Source organism: Sphingobacterium sp. GW821-FHT03E03 (assembly GCF_059420745.1).
On sequence record NZ_JBWKUH010000024.1, the window covers coordinates 1 to 16842 of the forward strand.

The following is a 16842-nucleotide window of genomic DNA, read 5'->3' on the forward strand; positions in this document are numbered from 1 at the left end:
AAAACTTTAATATAATATATAGTATATCATTTCATTTTTAAACTAAAAAGAAGTATTATGAGTAATTTAACATGGAAAGGACGTTGGAACGAGTTAAAAGGAAAAGTAAAGCAACAATATGCTGATTTGACTGATGATGATTTGTTATATGCAGAAGGTAAAGAAGATGAGTTGTTGGGTAAGTTACAACAAAAAACTGGTAAGACAAAAGAAGAGGTGGAAGATTGGTTAGATAAAATGTAAGCATTCGATTAATTGTAAACTTACATATAAGAAGAGAATGCGGTCAACCTAGTTGACCGCATTTTTTGTGCTTTATAATGAAAAGATGGGCTTGTCCAATTTAATGGCGAGCCGATATACAGCGTTCATCAGTCCTACGTGGCTATACGCCTGTGGGAAATTGCCCCATTGGCTACCATTATCTTCCGTAACATCCTCACTGAATAAGCCCAAATGGTTACTGTAGGTCAACAACTTTTCCAGTATATCTTTTGCTTCTTCGACTCTTCCTACGCAGGCCAAAGCTTCCACATACCAGAATGCGCAGACTAAAAAAGTAGATTTGGGTTTGCCAAAATCATCTTGGTGTTTGTAACGGTAAAAGAGTCCATTTTCACCTTTCAGTTCTTTTTCAAGCATTTCGAGATGCTGCCAAGCTCGATCTGATTTGGGATCTAAGTAATCCATGACAATCAGTTGTAGTGTGCTGGCATCTAAATTTTGGCTGTCCAATGCATTTTGGTAAACTTTTCTTTCTTTGTCGTAGCAGGCTTCGATATAGGTGGCTGCCTTTTCGAGCAAAACTGTGGCGCGCTGTTCCATATCTTGATAACCATTTTGGCGGGCGATAAGCAAAGCAGCCTTGCAGCCGACCCATTGAAAAAGGTTGGAATAACAATGGTGGTTGGCAAAATTTCTGAATTCCCAGATTCCGGCATCTTTTTCATCGATCGTTGCTTCGATTTTCTCCAGGATAAAGTTTACCCAGCCCAGTACATTTTTGTTCTCGTGGATTTTGAAACGTTGGTCTGTAAACAGTGGGAGCAGGGCTATCATTGCCTGGCCATAAACATCATTCTGGATATGTTCGAATGCTTGGTTGCCGATGCGCACGGGGCCACTGTCCTGATATCCTTTTAGATCAGGTAGGATATGTTCCGTCAATTCAGAGGTTCCCAATATGCCGTATAGAGGTTGAAGCCTGCCCGGGTTGTGATGCGTAATACCAGCGATATAGTTGGCAAAACTTTCCATTTCTTCAAACTGACCAATATGTGTCAATGCGGTCAATACATAATAGCTGTCACGGACCCAGCAATAGCGATAATCCCAGTTCCTTCCTGAGCCCGGAAATTCGGGTAGACTGGTGGTCGATGCAGCAATAATGGCTCCGGTATCTTCATATTGGTGTAATTTGAGCACCAGGGCCGAACGAATCACTTCTTTTTGATAAATATTGGGAATGCTACAATGCTTTATCCAGCGCTGCCAGTAGCTCAATGTTTTTTGGAGGAAATCCTCACAGGTGCTCGCGATGGCAGATTCAAACGCTGTGTCATAGGTCAATATCAGATATTTATTCTCACTAATAATTGTCCAGCCTTCGTCCTGAAAGAAATGTGAAATAGGTACATCGGTTGTCAATCGGATGCGTTCACCAATATCAGCACTGCTATAGAGAATATGGTTACTTCCTCGTGTGGCTTTTAACCTGTTACGACCATAATTTCCTGTTGGTTGACATTGGATATTGACACTGGGAGCACCACGTAATGGCTCTATTTTTCGGATCAGCATCAGAGGTTTAAAATATCGGCCAAATTGTTCGAATCGGGGTGCGAAATCTGTAATGCGATAGGCAAAAGATTCAGTATGGATTTCTGTACAGAGTATATTTGAATTTTTGATGTAATACTGTTTCGTTTCTACAATTTCTTCTTCGGGTTTTACGACGAAACAGCCCCCTTGGTTTTTATCTATTAGACCACCAAAAACGAAACTATCTTCAAATGATGGCCAACATAACCAAGAGATATTACTGTTAATGTCTACATGCGCTATATAGGAACAGTTGCCGATTATACCCGCTTGATACATATGTCTGTTTGCTGTCTTATTTTCCTTCATGATTTATAATAAGTTGATTTAAAAATTGAAGTACATCTTCCTGTTGATCCAAATAATATTTTGCTGCCGATTTATTGTTGCCAACTTTTATGCTAATAGTAGAGCGGGGTAGATATTTGAAAAGATCTTCATCGGTGACATCATCACCGATAGCCAATAGAAAATCGGCTTTAATATGCCCAGCGATTTCTAGTGCAGCTTTTCCTTTGTTGACTTCGGTATTCTTCACTTCAATTACGGCATTTCCATCAAGGAGCTGTAATCCATAGTCATTTAACATAGGATTTAAAATTTCCTTCAGTTCTGCCGCTTTGAGTTCTCCGAGTCCTTGTTCCACTTTACGGTAATGCCAGGCCAAGGAGTATGGTTTGGCTTCTATATAGGCACCGGGTGTCTGATCAGCTAACTTTTCCATCAGCTTTTTGACTTCTGGCATCCAGTGTAGTGCCAAGCCCTTTTTGTAGGCCCAGTTAAAGTTGGGAAAATTAGACCATATCCCATGTTCAGCGACCAAATAGTAGGAGCGCCCATCAAACCAGGTAGATAAGCTCTCCTGCGAACGCCCGCTGATGATGACCAACGTATTGAGCGGATCGGCGATAATACTATCCAGGAGATTGTACAAAAGAACCGTTGGGCTGGCTTTCTGGGCATGATTTTGAAATTTGACCAGTGTGCCGTCATAATCCAAAAAAAAGAGCCTGTTATGGCTTTGTCTGTACCGTTCAGCGATACTGTTAAAAACTTTATCTGAAATTCGCCTTGCCCATTCATCACGTTGTATGGCCTTTGTTTCTGCCATTCGATCTAGAAAAAGGCGAACCCAATGATGTACGTTGAACTTCTGTATAATCTGGCGATTAGCTTCTGTACGTTCGCGAATCTCTTCTGGTGGCATTCTAATCGCATGATAGATACTATCCGCAGTTTCAACTCGGTTGTATGGGTTGACAATAAGCGCATCTACGAGTTCCTTCGAAGCACCTGCAAATTCACTCAGAATCAATACACCATCAGAATTGGTCTTACAGGCGATATATTCCTTGCTAACGAGATTCATGCTATCTCTCGTCGAAGTAATCATACATATATCAGATGCAATATAGAGTCCTATAAGTTCTTCAAAAGGAAGGGATTTATAAAAATAGAGTACGGGAGTCCAACTCAGATTGCCATAAATTGAATTAATCTCGCTTACTTTTCGGTTTATTTCATCTTTCAGTTTTTTATATTGTGACACCTTATCTCTGGAAGGAACGATAAGCATATACAGTACGACTTTGGAATGCCATTCCGGATATTTTTCCAGGAAGGTCAGGAAAGCACGTAGTCTTTCCAATATGCCTTTGCTATAGTCAAGCCGGTCTACTGATATTATTATTTTTTGGTTTGGAAAATGACTGCGAAATTGGGTGGCGATTGCATTAACTTCGGGACGGGAACTCGTGCGGACAAACTTGTCGTAGTCTATTCCCATGGGGAATGATTCTACAAATATATGTCTATCGCTGTATTTGAGCTGATTGTGACCACAAGGTACATGCAATACTTTTTTACAGGCATTAAGAAAATTTTGGCTATCTGCAAAGGTGTGAAATCCAATAAGATCCGCGCCGAGTAAACCTTCAATAAGCTCTTTCCGTTGGGGAATATTCATAAATAGCTCCTCTGAAGGGAAGGGGATATGATGAAAATAGCCAATATTGAGTTCCTGATTTTCTTGACGTAATAATTGTGGCAGCAGCATGAGCTGATAATCCTGTACCCAGATAAAATCGGGAGAATGCTGTGCCGAAAGCGCAGCATCACAAAATTTTTTATTTACAGCAACATAAGTTGACCAGTATTCCCGATCAAAATGGATATAGCTCGGTTGATAGTGGCATATCGGCCATAGGACCTCATTGGAGTAACCTTCATAGAAATTGTGGATTTCTTCTTTTGATAAAAAAACGGGGAGCAGATTCATCGGCTTGAGCAGTGCGATGATTTTCTCTTTTTCACTGTCATCTTTGGGAACTATTCCAGGCCAGCCAACCCAGCAGATTTCAGTAGAGTCAAAGGCCGAATTTAGGCCAGTAGCCAAACCACCAGCACTAGGTTTGATGATAAGCTTGTCTTTTTTTCGTTCTATTTGTATCGGCAGTCTATTTGAAATTATTATTTTCTTTTTATTCTTCATAAAAATATTAGATCGATTTATTTGCAGTGTAGAAGAGTTATAATGAATATAACGATGGGTGCGTATCCATATAACTGAACAAACCCTAGCTCAAAATCGTTTTGATTAATTCAAATAAAGTCTATTGGTGATTTTTATCGGACTTAAATAGAAAATTTAGGTAATAGTTAGTTCCGCTTTACTTTTAGCTGTAAATAGAGTCGATAATTATTTCAAAAAAAGACCTGTAGTATTCGCTACAGGTCTTTTTATGGCGTGTTCAGTCTTATGAAACGCTCGGGATGTCTATTTTTTCCTTGACCAGTCGGTCTCTCATAAACTCATCCAGGATTGTCCCCAATCGCCCCGAAATTTCACCAAGGATACTTTCCCAATCTTTCACTGTACCATCGCAGTTATCTGAAACGATCTTGATACTGTGAAAAGGCAGGTTTTTGAGCAAGCAGAAATTTGCCAGCGCATAGGATTCCATATCAAAGGCCAAAGGGTTCAGGTGTTTGATATCTTGATAGAAGGCCGTATTGACATTGATAAAACGATCTGAAGTCAGCAGTGCCTCTTCGTAGTCAAATTTGTCAAGAGAAACCGATTCGATTACTCCTTGTCCTTTTAGGAAAAGTGTATTTTCTAAAAAGAATCCATCTGTATAAGCATCGCCCTGAGCATAGTAGCTCGGATACAATACATGCCCAATTGGGTATCTTGTGCATCCGACCGTGCCAACATTCAGTAGAACAGGGTTGATGCCCAGTGCTTTGATGTCTTCATAGAGCGTTGCCAACGACAAAAGCGCGTTTACTTTTCCAACACCTATTTCATAGATGAAGGTTGATTTATTTTCGGTAGTAAAAGATAATTCATTTTTATTTGCTACCAGAATGATTGTTTCAATCTCTTTGTTAAGAATCATTTAATTTTCTTCAATATAAGGGTATTCGAAAGCGAGCTCTCCAGCATTGATTAAATGCAAGAAATTGACACAGGCTTGTTTCGATGTAGTGAAATCCATGAATGTGTAGTTACCACAGCTGATCGGATTTTGAAAAGGTACTTCGTATCCTTCAGTCAAAATCGTTTCCAGCACTTCTTTCATCAATTCGGCTACAGCTTGGGGACTTCTGTCTGTACCCGCTAAGACCACATAAAATCCGGTGCAGCATCCCATTGGACCAACATAGATGACTTCATCACCCAAAATTGTTCTAATTTCTGTCGCAAAACAATGCTCCAATGTATGCATCACCTCCGGAGACAACATACGTTCCGGTGAATTCGGTCTGATCATGCGGATATCGTAAGTCGTATAGCTTTCAATAGCGCTACTATTGGTATTGGAAGCTTTAGCATATATCCCTTGTTTCAATTTGGTATGGTCTACCGTGAAACTATTTACTTTTGCTTTTTCTTTTGTATACATCTTATTCTGTACATAGCTATAAAGTCCAGGACTTTACAGGGGTTAAAAGTTGAATTTATAATTCCTACAAAGGTAGTAGATATTATTGAAAAAGATGGATGAAAAAACTATTTTAACACTTCATAATGTTCCACTGTCGGGAAGGGGTCATAATAGTGATGTAATAGTTTTTCCCATTCCTTAAATAATTGAGATTCTCTGAAACCTACTGTATGATCCTCTAAAGTTTCCCATTCGACCAATAGGATGTATTGGTTATCCTTTTCAAGGCATTTGCGGAGTGAATGTGTTATATACCCTTTGCTAGCGCTAATGTACTGGCAAGCAGTTTTATAATCACGTTCGAAATTAGACTGTTGTCCCTCGATAATTTGTAGTACGGCTACTTCTAAAATCATAATTTGTTTTTTTAAATATATAGTCAAGTAAATATATCAAATATTTCCACGATAAAAAAGGTCTAAGTGTCAGTAATGATAGCTTTCGGGCCCTGAGAAGCAATAATATCTAAAACGAAAGGTATCCCTGGGTTGCGATTTTCGGCATTCCATACCAAAGATAAGGTAGTTCGTTGTGCTAAGGTATCCAGTTCAAGAAAACGTACATCAACCTGATAACCATTTTTTAAAGACGCTGGTACAATGGCAACACCTAGTCCCTGTGCCACCATATTAAATATAGTTAATGCATTTACCGTCCGGAGTGTAACTTTTGGTGTAAACTGATGATCCTGAAAAATACTCATGACCAAATCATAATAGGAGTGACTGTAATTTTTGGAAAACAGAATAAAAGATTCGTTCTTCAATTGGTATAGATCAGGTTTCTCCTGTTTTAACAAGGGATGATTGTTTGGTAGTACCAGACTGAAATGTTCCGTATGGATAGGAAGGCTATGCAATCCTATCGGTGTTTCGGAAAGACGGACAAAACCGAAATCAAGTTCTTTTTTTTGAATAAGATCCAATTGTGTTTCATTGGCAAGTTCGTGTAGTGACAGTTCGATGTCGGGTTGCTTTTGTTTGAGGGTGAGCAACAACTGAGGTAATATTGTTTGTACTGCCGATCCGATAAAGCCCAACTTTAGGGTGCTGATCTTGCCGTTGGCCAAACTCTGGAGCTGCGTGTCAATCTGATCTAGATGCCTAAACAGTTCTTTCACCTCGTCAAAGAGATAACCTCCGGCCTCCGTTAAGGAGACATTTCTTTTATTGCGCTCAAACAGCGTTACATGATAGTTTTCCTCCAGTTGCTTGATCTGTCGACTCAGACCCGGCTGGGCAATGAAAAGCCGTTCAGCAGCTTTCCTGAAATGGAGCTCTTCGGCTAATACTTTAAAATAAAGAAGATGTCTAAGTTCTATTTGATAATTCATGGTTATCAATTGATGATAAAAATGGTATTTCTAATTATTAAATATAGCGGCTAAATTTGATAAAAGCTTTATAACAATGGAAAAATTTTTATACGGTAGTGGACATTTAACCAGTTCCATTGCCTTGGCAATAGCAAAAGGGGAGGTTAAAGGGGAGATCTCAGCAGAAGTGAAGGCAGCTATCGATCAGAGTGCAGCCTATGTACGCCAGATTGTCGAAGGGGGACAGGTGGTTTATGGTATCAATACCGGCTTTGGTCCGCTTTGTACGACACTGATTGATGCAGATCAGACGCAGGTGCTGCAGGAGAATATCCTGAAGAGCCATGCTGTAGGGATGGGCGAGCCCATTGCAAATGATTTGGCCAAAGTGATGCTTATATTGAAAGTTCATGCATTGGCCAAGGGCTTTTCGGGTGTTCAGTACAGTACATTGGAACGTATAATATGGCATATCGAGCAGGATGTTATTCCTGTTGTACCCAAACAAGGTTCAGTTGGTGCTTCGGGGGACCTGGCACCATTGTCCCATCTTTTCCTACCCCTGATTGGGCTTGGCAAAGTGAATGTCAAGGGTGAGATTTATACAACGGCGGATATTTTAGCGCAACATGGTCTTAAGCCTGTTCAATTAGGTGCTAAGGAGGGATTGGCCTTGATCAATGGGACACAGTTTATGGCTGCTCATGGTGTGAAAGCTGTTAGCGAGTTCAACAGAGTACTTCAAAATGCGGATATTATTGCTGCGTTGATGATCGAAGGGCTGAATGGATCCATTAAACCTTTCTTTTCCGAATTACATCAACTGCGTCCACATGCTGGCAATCGCTATGTTGCTTCAAATATCCATTCCTTACTTTATGGGTCAGCTATTTTAGAAAGTCATAAAGATTGTTCGCGTGTTCAGGATCCGTATTCTTTACGTTGTATCCCACAGGTGCATGGCGCTTCACGTAATGCATGGCTTCACTTAAAGGACACGATCGAGGTTGAAATCAACTCGGTAACAGATAATCCTGTTATTATAAACGATGAATTAACGATCAGTGGCGGCAGTTTCCATGGACAGTCCATTGCTTTGCCTTTGGATTATGCGACACTTGCCGTATCGGAAATAGGTAATATATCAGATCGGAGGGTGTATTTATCCCTGGAGGGGCAAACCAATGGGGTGCCTAAGTTGTTGATGAAATCGACAGGACTTAATTCTGGTTTTATGATTCTCCAATATAGTACGGCTGCTATTGCAAGTGAGAATAAGGGTTTGTGTTTTCCAGCAAGTGCGGATAGTATCCCAACATCACTGGGACAAGAAGATCATGTGAGTATGGGTTCCATTTCGGGTAGAAAGTTACTACAGGTGATCGACAATGTGGATAAAATACTAAGTATTGAATTGTTATGCGCAGCACAGGCGAAGGATTATCATCACCCGCTGCGGTCTACTCCGGCATTGGAAGCGGTTCATGAACGCATACGGCAGTTTATTCCACATATTGAATCCGATCAGCCAATGGAAGCTTTGTTAACGAATGCATTGGAATTGGTCAAATCGGGTGAACTGATTACCCTACGTCAGCAGACTAATCCGCAGCAAGATGTTGAGACCGCGTTGGTAGAACGTTTTGATACATTTTAGATTGGCATATCATGGAAAAAGATTTAAAACTTATAGGTCCTTTCAGGCAATTATTGACAATGGATCATATTTCATTGAAAGGTGCTATAAAGGATAACGAATTACAGATCATTGATCATGCTGGCATTTTGATTGAAGGAGAAATCATTCAAGAGATAGCTGATTTTAACCTTTTATGTCAACAATGGCAGGAAAGAGCTGCCATTATTCATCTTGACGGTGATCAGGTTGCTTTACCAGGCTTCGTGGATTGCCATACCCACATTAGCTATGCAGGGCAGCGGGCAAATGATTTTGCGCTTCGTAACGCAGGTTCTTCCTATCTGGAAATTGCGGAATCCGGCGGGGGAATTTGGAGTACGGTATCCCAGACAAGAGCCAGTGCTGAAGATGAACTGGTACAACTGACTATCGATCGTTCCGGTTTTTTATTTCGGCAAGGTATTACAACTATCGAAGTTAAAAGTGGTTATGGTCTTCAGGTTGAAGAAGAACTTAAGATTTTGCGCGCTATTAAGAGGGCAAATGACCAAACTGCTGCGGATTTAATACCGACTTGTCTAGCAGCACATATGCTACCACGGGACTATAAGGGATCGGCAAAAGATTACCTTGATTTGATGGAGGCAGCTCTCTTCCCAGAATTGAAAGCACAGCAGTTGGCCAATCGGGTGGATGCTTTTATTGAAAAAACAGCATTTGACGCCGAAACGATCAGACCGTACTTGCAACGGGCCAAAGAAATGGGCTTCGATTTGACGGTTCATGCAGATCAGTTCAGCACCTCCGGAAGTCAAGTTGCAGTGGAATTAGGAGCACGATCCGCTGATCACCTTGAAGCGTCTACTGCAATCGAAATTGAGCTTTTGGCACAGTCTGATACTGTTGCTGTGGCATTGCCTGCGGCATCTATTGGTATCGGTTGTGCTTTCACACCTGCACGCAAACTGTTGGACGCTGGCGCAAGTTTAGCAATCGCAAGTGACTGGAATCCAGGTTCCGCACCGATTGGCCAATTGCTGACCAGTGCCTGTATATTGGCAACAATGGAAAAGCTCAGCAACGCGGAGGTTTTGTCAGCATTGACCTTCCGGGCAGCACATGCCTTGAATCTGCATGATCGCGGGAAACTAGCAAAGGGAATGCGAGCGGATTTTAGTTTATTTCAGACCAATAATTATCAAAATATCACTTATTATCAAGGAAGTATGCAGCCTTCGGCTGTCTGGAAAAATGGTAAGGAAGTGTTTTCAATTGAACGATGATGGACAATGTATTTAGTCGTGTAGTTGCAGAAGGTATCCCTTCGCAGCTACCCCCGAAGATAGCGCGTGATCTGACTGTAAGTCATGCACCACGACGCAAAGATATTCTTTCTAAAAAAGAGGAAAAGCTTGCGCTCAGAAATGCCCTGCGTTACTTCCCAAAATCATGGCATGCGGAATTGGCACGGGAGTTTCTGGCCGAATTAAAAGCGTACGGAAGGGTCTATATGTATCGCTTTAGGCCAAGTTATGAAATGTATGCACGTCCGATAGCAGCCTACCCGGCAAAAAGTAAACAAGCAGCGGCCATTATGCTGATGATTCAGAATAACTTGGATCCTGCTGTTGCCCAACATCCCCATGAGCTGATTACTTATGGTGGTAATGGTGCTGTATTTCAAAATTGGGCACAATATCGCCTGACAATGCATTATCTTTCCCAGATGACGGATGAACAGACGCTGCATATGTACAGTGGTCATCCAATGGGTTTATTTCCATCTTCGGAACATGCTCCCCGGGTTGTTGTCAGCAATGGTATGATGATTCCGAATTATTCGAAACCTGATGATTGGGAGCGGTACAATGCGCTTGGTGTCACCCAATATGGGCAGATGACTGCAGGTTCCTATATGTACATTGGCCCACAAGGTATTGTGCACGGAACAACAATTACGGTCATGAACGCCTTCCGTCGGCAGCTTCCAGTTGGAGAGTCTATCCAAGGAAAAGTGTTTTTGACCTCCGGCCTCGGGGGGATGAGTGGTGCACAGCCGAAAGCAGGCAATATTGCTGGCTGCATTACCGTCTGTGCTGAGGTCAATCCTACAGCCGCGAAAAAAAGACACGAGCAGGGTTGGGTAGATGTATTGGTGGAAGATATTGACCAATTGGTGGAGCAGGTTCGCATAGCGATGGATAAACAGCAGACGATATCCTTTGCTTATATTGGTAATATTGTGGAGGTCTGGGAGGCCTTTGACCGCGAGCATATTTATGTGACTGTTGGATCTGACCAGACATCGCTTCATAATCCTTGGTCTGGAGGTTATTATCCAATGGGCTTATCGTTTGATGAGTCCAATGTGTTGATGGCCACCGATCCGGATAGATTTAAGCAGCTTGTTCAGGCAACTTTAGTTCGTCATGTAGATGCCATTAATAATCATGTTGCCAAGGGTACATATTTCTTCGACTATGGCAATGCATTTCTGTTAGAAAGTAGTCGTGCCGGAGCGGCAATATTGGACTCAGAGGGGGACAAATTTATATATCCATCTTATGTTCAGGATATTTTAGGGCCCATGTGCTTTGACTATGGTTTTGGTCCGTTTCGTTGGGTATGTACCTCCGGAGAGACTACAGATCTGGAAAAGACAGATCAGCTTGCAATGGATGTACTGACATCGCTTCAGGCGATAGCGCCAAAGGAGATCCAACAGCAGATGTTGGATAACATCCAATGGATCAAGGAGGCCGGAAAGAATAAGTTGGTTGTAGGTTCACAAGCCCGTATCCTGTATGCAGATTCTAATGGCCGTATCGCTATTGCCAAAGCATTTAACGAAGCCGTTCGAAACGGAGAACTTGCTGGTCCAGTTGTATTGGGACGAGATCATCACGATGTCAGTGGAACGGATTCCCCTTATCGGGAGACGAGCAATATCTACGACGGAAGTCAGTTTACCGCGGATATGGCGATACATAATGTGATAGGTGATAGTTTTCGTGGTGCGACCTGGGTCTCCATTCACAATGGTGGCGGTGTTGGCTGGGGCGAAGTAATCAATGGTGGTTTCGGAATGTTGCTTGATGGTTCGGTAGCCGCAGATGGTAAACTGGAGAAAATGTTGTACTTTGATGTGAATAATGGTATCGCTAGGCGTGCTTGGGCGCGTAATAAAGAGGCAAATCAAGCCTTGGATAGTGCAATGGCAAGTAATCCAACGCTACAGGTTACCCGCGCACAACTGGTGGACGACCATATTATTGATGAATTGTTTAATGACAACGAATGAATCTTTTACTTAACCAGCGGGACTTATATATAAGGGGAGACCAGGCCGTCTGGAAAGGGCGAATCGACGGCGAACAAAGGGATTGGATGCGCTGGCATCAATTGATGGAATGTACAGACCTGTTGGTCGATCCCAATTTGAATCAGTCAGTGGTGTTCCTGGGGTTTTGCAGTGACGAAGGTGTCGCCCGCAACCAGGGACGGGTGGGTGCGAAGGATGGACCTGGTGCAATACGAAACGTACTTGCTAATCTGCCAGTTCATTTTTCATCTAAACTAACACTTAAAGATGCTGGTGATATTTTTCTTAAAGATAGCGATTTAGAGTCTGCTCAATTGGCGCTAGGTTATGCTGTGTCTTCAATTCTTAAAGCAGGTGGATTTCCTGTCGTATTGGGAGGTGGACACGAGGTGACTTATGGGCATTATCTCGGAATAAAAGATTTTGTGGCTGATGGTGGACATAAGGTCGGTATTATCAACCTGGATGCTCATTTGGATATGCGTGCGCTTGCTGGAGGGCAGGGGAATTCAGGAACAGGATTTTACCAGATTGAAGCGGACCGTGAAGGTATAGGCCAATCGTTTCATTATATGGCGATTGGTATACAGGAGATCAGCAATACAAATGGTCTTATCAACTATGCAAAGTCCAAGCATACGCAGATTATCGAACGAAGAGATCTGGTTCCAGGTAAGCTTAATGCTATTAAGGAGCAAATTGAAGTATTTGCCAGTCAGGTTGATTATATATACTTAACTGTCGACCTGGATGTTTTCGCGGCTCCTTATGCACCTGGTGTAAGTGCACTAGCCTTTAATGGCATTGTTCCGGATGATCTATTTTTCGATTTGTACAGCGCTATTATGGGGCTGCCTAATTTGAAATCCATGGATATCGCAGAGTTAAATCCATATTTTGATATCGATGCCCGTACAGCAAAACTAGCGGCAGATCTTATCTTTAAATTTCTAAATAGGTTTTAATCGATTGTATTTGGATAGGTCTTGGTGAAATAAGACTTGTCTAAATAATAAAAGCAGGTTAGATCTTTCTATGAAAGATCTAACCTGCTTTTATGTTTTTTCGTTGCACTAGAAAAGTACATCAGCCAACTCCGCTTCTTTGTCAAAGACTGACTTTGCAAAGGGACACAGGGGGAGGATTTTGAGATGTTCTTTTCGGGCAAAGGCTACGGCAGCCATCAATAGTTGTTTGCCTAATCCCTTGCCGGTATAGTTTTCGTTGACTTCGGTATGGTCAATGATAAACTTTGTTGGTCCAGCCCAGGTATATGTCATTTGTGCAGCTGATTTTCCTTGATCTACTACCTCAAAACTGCCATGTTTTTCGTCGTTTTTATGTACTACTTCCATTGATGATAATTTGATGTGTTATATAAAAGTATATCCAAAATAAACAAAATCTGGTCAACATTATCCTTGAATTGTTTATCCTATCGAATATTGCTGAAAATTGACCAAGTGATGTTAGGCTGATCGGGATTAATCAACGTTGTGCTAAGGGATGTCTGCTCTTTTTGCCAAATAAATGCTAAAATATATAGATATACTAAATATGTTAGTATATTTGTTTTAGGAATGACTATGAATCGGAGCAAAAAACAAGAGTTTGCCATTGTGGATATAGAAACCACAGGGGGTAATGCAAAATCCAGCCGGATTACTGAAATTGCAATCGTTATACACGACGGTAATCGCGTGCTGCATCGTTGGGAGACTTTGGTAAATCCAGGGGTTGAAATTCCGAATTCTATTTTTGCACTTACGGGTATCGACAATGACATGGTTGCGGATGCGCCATTATTTGAGGATGTTGCACCGGAAATTTATGCATTATTGAAAGATCGTGTTTTTGTTGCCCACAATGTTAATTTTGATTATTCCTTCATTCGTTTTCAGCTTCAGGAGGCCGGAATAGACTGGTCTTCCATTAAATTATGTACCGTACGCTATGCCCGTAAGATCAAACCGGGGCTTTTATCCTATAGTTTGGGACGTTTGTGTGATTACCTCGATATACCCATCGAAAATCGGCATCGGGCAGGTGGTGATGCCGATGCAACAGCGATTCTTTTCGCTTATCTTCGTGCGCTCGATACAACGCAGGTGTTTCAGGAAATGATCAAACATAAGGCGATCGATCAGCGGTTTCCGCCGCATTTAGATCGGAAGGAATTTGAGCAATTGCCAGATACCGCCGGTGTTTATTATTTTCATGATAGAAATGGGAAGGTGATCTATGTGGGGAAGGCGGTCAATATCAAGAAAAGGGTGTTATCCCACTTTACAGGTAACAATATTCAGGCGCAGCGACAAAATTTTTTAAAAGAGATCTATCACATTAGTTACGAGTCTTGTGGCACAGAACTGATGTCCCTGCTACTGGAATGTGCGGAGATTAAACGACTTTGGCCTAAATATAATCGGGCACTCAAACGGTATGAACCAAAATTTGGTTTGTTTTGCTATGAGGATCAAAATGGGTATCTCCATTTGGCAATAGGTAAAATGAATCGGATCCAAGACTGCATTCAATTATTTCAACGGGAATATGATGCCATTCAATTATTACAGTCCTTTATGAAAGAAGGAGAGATTAGCGCTCAGTTTTGTCATTTTGGCACTGCTAGTTTGGCAGCTAAATCCGTCAGTCGAGCTGATTTGCCTGACAAAGCACTGCATAATACACGTGTGGAGCGTTGTATTGATGAATGGTTAAAGCAAAGACCATCTTATGTATTTATAGATAAGGGGCGGAGTATAGAAGAAAAGAGTTGTATTGTCATTGAAAATGGCCGGTTTTATGGCATGGGGTATATTGATCTATATGGCCAATATGCTGATTTAGCAGATATCAGAACCCAGGTAAAGGTTTATCCAAGCAATCATTATATGATGGAGCTGGTCAGGCAAATGGCTGAACGCTATCCCAATAAGGTGCATTTTCTGACTCAAAATCCGGCTGGCCTTATAGCTGCTGAGCCTAATACTTACTATGACAAAATTACCACGGACAAGCTCTTCCAATAAGTTGATCTATTATTCGATAATATAGTCAGCGGATCCAGAAAGGGGAGATTCGTCATATCAATCTCAGCAATTTGTTAAAAAAATGTGAAATATAAAATCGTCACTCTTTTTGGTCTAATAGTTGAAATATTCCTTGTGTAGAATAATAAAAAAAGACTTTTCATAATTTAGGTTAATAATTGGTTAGTTAAGACCTGGGGCTCCCAACCTCAGGTCTTCTTTTTTATATATAGAGACAGCGTGTGTCGTTGCTCGTTTGGATGGAAAGTGCTTCTAATATAAAATTGAATCCGGCTATTTTTGTCTAAAAATTACTTTTTGGCTATTTTATCTTGTAGCAGTAATGGTTTGTATATCAAATTATTGTGATTTGTCCCCCCTTTTGTCCCCCTTGTTTTTTTCTCTACGGGGTTAATTTGACTTACTTTAGTACATGCATACTGTAATGGCGGAATTAGTAAACAAATATGGGGCGTTTTCTAAAAGTAGCTACGGTATATCTTATCCATATCTTTATATATAAAAAGGGCCTAGGCCCTTTTTTTGTGTCATTCTGCTGGAGGTGTCTACTTTGTAGACAGTAGAAAATGCCGAATTTTTTGCTTCAATAAACCTAGACCTAGATTTTGATATAGATATTCTTTTTTCTGAGGAATACGGCTACAAACCAATTGAGGAAAACAAACACTAGGGCAAATAGTACTGACCCTAGTGTTTGGTTTGTCCAGTTTCCAGATATCGCCTGATAGCTAAAATCCCAGAGGTTTTGTTTTGTATTTGGTATCAAAATAAGGGTACATAGGCTGGGAACAATTCCACTCAGACAATAGATGAAAAGTGTATTCTTTCCGAAGTCGTCAAACACACTGTATAGCGGACCTTTGATCTTTAGAAATTCAATCAGATAAATTAACAGACTCAGAAAAGCTAAGGCTATCCCGGTTGTGAATAGGCAATAACTGCTGGTCCAGATCTTTTTATTGATGGGGAAGGCAAAAGACCATAAATATCCGGCTACAATCAAGGCCAGTCCCCAGGCAAATAGCCTGATCAGCTCTTTCTTTCCCGCTAATCTTTGAATAATATATTTTCCGGTAATATAACCAAAAACAGTTTGACTGATTGCAGCGGGTGCGCTCCAGATATCTTCGGGATCAAATGCTTTACCTTCACCATGATAAAGGTGAGATGCACCGAAAAGCTTGACATCCAAAGCTGTTCCAAACCATCCTTCCAAGCTATAAGGATCATTGGGATTGGCAATATAGCAGATTAACCAATAGAAAAGCAGTAGAAAGATACTCGTGATAACGGCTCCCTTGTCTTTGAGGTAATAGATTAATAGTGCACTGCAAAAATAGCATAAGGCAATACGCTGCAGTACACCGAAGTAACGGTATTTTTCCATGGGCAGCCACTCCAGCTGATGCTGGCTATTCCATTCCACAAAAGGGAAGATATTTAATAAGAAGCCGATCAGAAATAATAGTAGAAATCTTTTGCTGACTTTTTTTAGAAATACCGCAGATGGGATTTCATCCATTTTTTTTAAAGAGAAAGCCATTGAATTTCCTACAGCGAACAGGAAAAAGGGAAAAATAAGATCTGTAAATGTACAGCCATGCCTGGCAGAATGTTCCAGCTGCTGATATACATGGTGGTAATTTCCTGGATTATTGACCAGTATCATGGCTGCAACTGTAAATCCACGAAATATGTCTAATGATTTAAAGCGGTTCATAAATTGATATAAAAAAGGCCGC

The 16842-nt window shown here is 41.1% G+C and carries 14 protein-coding genes; 6 read left to right on the forward strand and 8 right to left on the reverse strand.

From position 1 onward, the window contains the following. Window positions 1–57 precede the first annotated feature (57 nt). Complete coding sequence (locus tag AC07UV_RS20305; protein WP_104382022.1) at window positions 58–243, forward strand: CsbD family protein; 186 nt, start codon at window positions 58–60, stop codon at window positions 241–243. Window positions 244–315: 72 nt separating this feature from the next. On the opposite strand, the gene AC07UV_RS20310 is transcribed toward AC07UV_RS20305, so the two are convergent. From AC07UV_RS20310 to AC07UV_RS20335, 6 genes are all read right to left on the reverse strand, one after another. Beyond that, window positions 316–2130, reverse strand: coding sequence for a glycoside hydrolase family 15 protein (locus tag AC07UV_RS20310; RefSeq protein ID WP_495185080.1), 1815 nt, complete (start codon window positions 2128–2130; stop codon window positions 316–318). Then, window positions 2117–4312 carry a bifunctional alpha,alpha-trehalose-phosphate synthase (UDP-forming)/trehalose-phosphatase gene (locus AC07UV_RS20315; RefSeq protein ID WP_495185081.1) on the reverse strand — a complete coding sequence of 732 codons (2196 nt, stop codon included), beginning with the start codon at window positions 4310–4312 and terminating at the stop codon, window positions 2117–2119. Before AC07UV_RS20315 ends, AC07UV_RS20310 begins: the two co-directional genes overlap by 14 nt. Window positions 4313–4577: 265 nt before the next feature. Next, a complete protein-coding gene (locus AC07UV_RS20320) occupies window positions 4578–5222 on the reverse strand; it encodes a 5'-methylthioadenosine/S-adenosylhomocysteine nucleosidase family protein (protein ID WP_282254811.1) in 645 nt (214 codons plus the stop codon). After that, complete coding sequence (locus AC07UV_RS20325; protein WP_120257880.1) at window positions 5223–5729, reverse strand: S-ribosylhomocysteine lyase; 507 nt, start codon at window positions 5727–5729, stop codon at window positions 5223–5225. Window positions 5730–5836: 107 nt separating this feature from the next. Continuing rightward, window positions 5837–6127, reverse strand: a complete 291-nt coding sequence (locus tag AC07UV_RS20330) for an antibiotic biosynthesis monooxygenase family protein (RefSeq protein ID WP_120257879.1) — start codon at window positions 6125–6127, stop codon at window positions 5837–5839. A 62-nt stretch (window positions 6128–6189) separates the two neighbouring features. Beyond that, complete coding sequence (locus AC07UV_RS20335) at window positions 6190–7104, reverse strand: LysR family transcriptional regulator (RefSeq protein WP_282254810.1); 915 nt, start codon at window positions 7102–7104, stop codon at window positions 6190–6192. 76 nt (window positions 7105–7180) lie between these two features. Between AC07UV_RS20335 and hutH the strand changes: the two genes are divergently transcribed. From hutH to hutG, 4 genes are read left to right on the forward strand one after another with little or no spacing between them, the layout of a single operon-like run. Beyond that, window positions 7181–8743: a histidine ammonia-lyase gene (gene hutH, locus AC07UV_RS20340; RefSeq protein WP_495185082.1), complete on the forward strand. Its 1563-nt coding sequence runs from the start codon at window positions 7181–7183 to the stop codon at window positions 8741–8743. Window positions 8744–8754: 11 nt separating this feature from the next. Next, entirely contained in the window at window positions 8755–10008 is a 1254-nt protein-coding gene (gene hutI, locus AC07UV_RS20345) for an imidazolonepropionase (protein ID WP_282254807.1), read from the forward strand. Continuing rightward, window positions 10005–12026: a urocanate hydratase gene (hutU, locus tag AC07UV_RS20350; RefSeq protein ID WP_282254806.1), complete on the forward strand. Its 2022-nt coding sequence runs from the start codon at window positions 10005–10007 to the stop codon at window positions 12024–12026. The genes hutI and hutU overlap by 4 nt, the downstream gene beginning before the upstream one ends. Continuing rightward, window positions 12023–13012 carry a formimidoylglutamase gene (gene hutG / locus AC07UV_RS20355; RefSeq protein WP_495185083.1) on the forward strand — a complete coding sequence of 330 codons (990 nt, stop codon included), beginning with the start codon at window positions 12023–12025 and terminating at the stop codon, window positions 13010–13012. Before hutU ends, hutG begins: the two co-directional genes overlap by 4 nt. Window positions 13013–13120: 108 nt before the next feature. On the opposite strand, the gene AC07UV_RS20360 is transcribed toward hutG, so the two are convergent. Continuing rightward, entirely contained in the window at window positions 13121–13402 is a 282-nt protein-coding gene (locus AC07UV_RS20360; RefSeq protein ID WP_120257873.1) for a GNAT family N-acetyltransferase, read from the reverse strand. A 231-nt stretch (window positions 13403–13633) separates the two neighbouring features. Between AC07UV_RS20360 and AC07UV_RS20365 the strand changes: the two genes are divergently transcribed. Beyond that, on the forward strand, window positions 13634–15079 hold the full coding sequence (locus AC07UV_RS20365) for an exonuclease domain-containing protein (RefSeq protein ID WP_495185084.1): 1446 nt from the start codon (window positions 13634–13636) through the stop codon (window positions 15077–15079). 619 nt (window positions 15080–15698) lie between these two features. Here AC07UV_RS20365 and AC07UV_RS20370 read toward each other — a convergent pair. Beyond that, window positions 15699–16820 carry an acyltransferase family protein gene (locus AC07UV_RS20370; RefSeq protein ID WP_495185085.1) on the reverse strand — a complete coding sequence of 374 codons (1122 nt, stop codon included), beginning with the start codon at window positions 16818–16820 and terminating at the stop codon, window positions 15699–15701. Between the last annotated feature and the right edge of the window lie 22 nt (window positions 16821–16842).

Bases quoted from the DNA above. Each gene is read 5' to 3' on its own strand.
- hutI (WP_282254807.1), top strand. From the start codon at position 8,755: ATGGAAAAAGATTTAAAACTTATAGGTCCTTTCAGGCAATTATTGACA.
- AC07UV_RS20310 (WP_495185080.1), bottom strand. From the start codon at position 2,130: ATGAAGGAAAATAAGACAGCAAACAGACATATGTATCAAGCGGGTATA.
- AC07UV_RS20330 (WP_120257879.1), bottom strand. From the start codon at position 6,127: ATGATTTTAGAAGTAGCCGTACTACAAATTATCGAGGGACAACAGTCT.
- AC07UV_RS20305 (WP_104382022.1), top strand. From the start codon at position 58: ATGAGTAATTTAACATGGAAAGGACGTTGGAACGAGTTAAAAGGAAAA.
- AC07UV_RS20365 (WP_495185084.1), top strand. From the start codon at position 13,634: ATGAATCGGAGCAAAAAACAAGAGTTTGCCATTGTGGATATAGAAACC.
- hutG (WP_495185083.1), top strand. From the start codon at position 12,023: ATGAATCTTTTACTTAACCAGCGGGACTTATATATAAGGGGAGACCAG.
- hutU (WP_282254806.1), top strand. From the start codon at position 10,005: ATGATGGACAATGTATTTAGTCGTGTAGTTGCAGAAGGTATCCCTTCG.
- AC07UV_RS20335 (WP_282254810.1), bottom strand. From the start codon at position 7,104: ATGAATTATCAAATAGAACTTAGACATCTTCTTTATTTTAAAGTATTA.
- AC07UV_RS20315 (WP_495185081.1), bottom strand. From the start codon at position 4,312: ATGAAGAATAAAAAGAAAATAATAATTTCAAATAGACTGCCGATACAA.
- AC07UV_RS20360 (WP_120257873.1), bottom strand. From the start codon at position 13,402: ATGGAAGTAGTACATAAAAACGACGAAAAACATGGCAGTTTTGAGGTA.
- AC07UV_RS20320 (WP_282254811.1), bottom strand. From the start codon at position 5,222: ATGATTCTTAACAAAGAGATTGAAACAATCATTCTGGTAGCAAATAAA.
- hutH (WP_495185082.1), top strand. From the start codon at position 7,181: ATGGAAAAATTTTTATACGGTAGTGGACATTTAACCAGTTCCATTGCC.
- AC07UV_RS20370 (WP_495185085.1), bottom strand. From the start codon at position 16,820: ATGAACCGCTTTAAATCATTAGACATATTTCGTGGATTTACAGTTGCA.
- AC07UV_RS20325 (WP_120257880.1), bottom strand. From the start codon at position 5,729: ATGTATACAAAAGAAAAAGCAAAAGTAAATAGTTTCACGGTAGACCAT.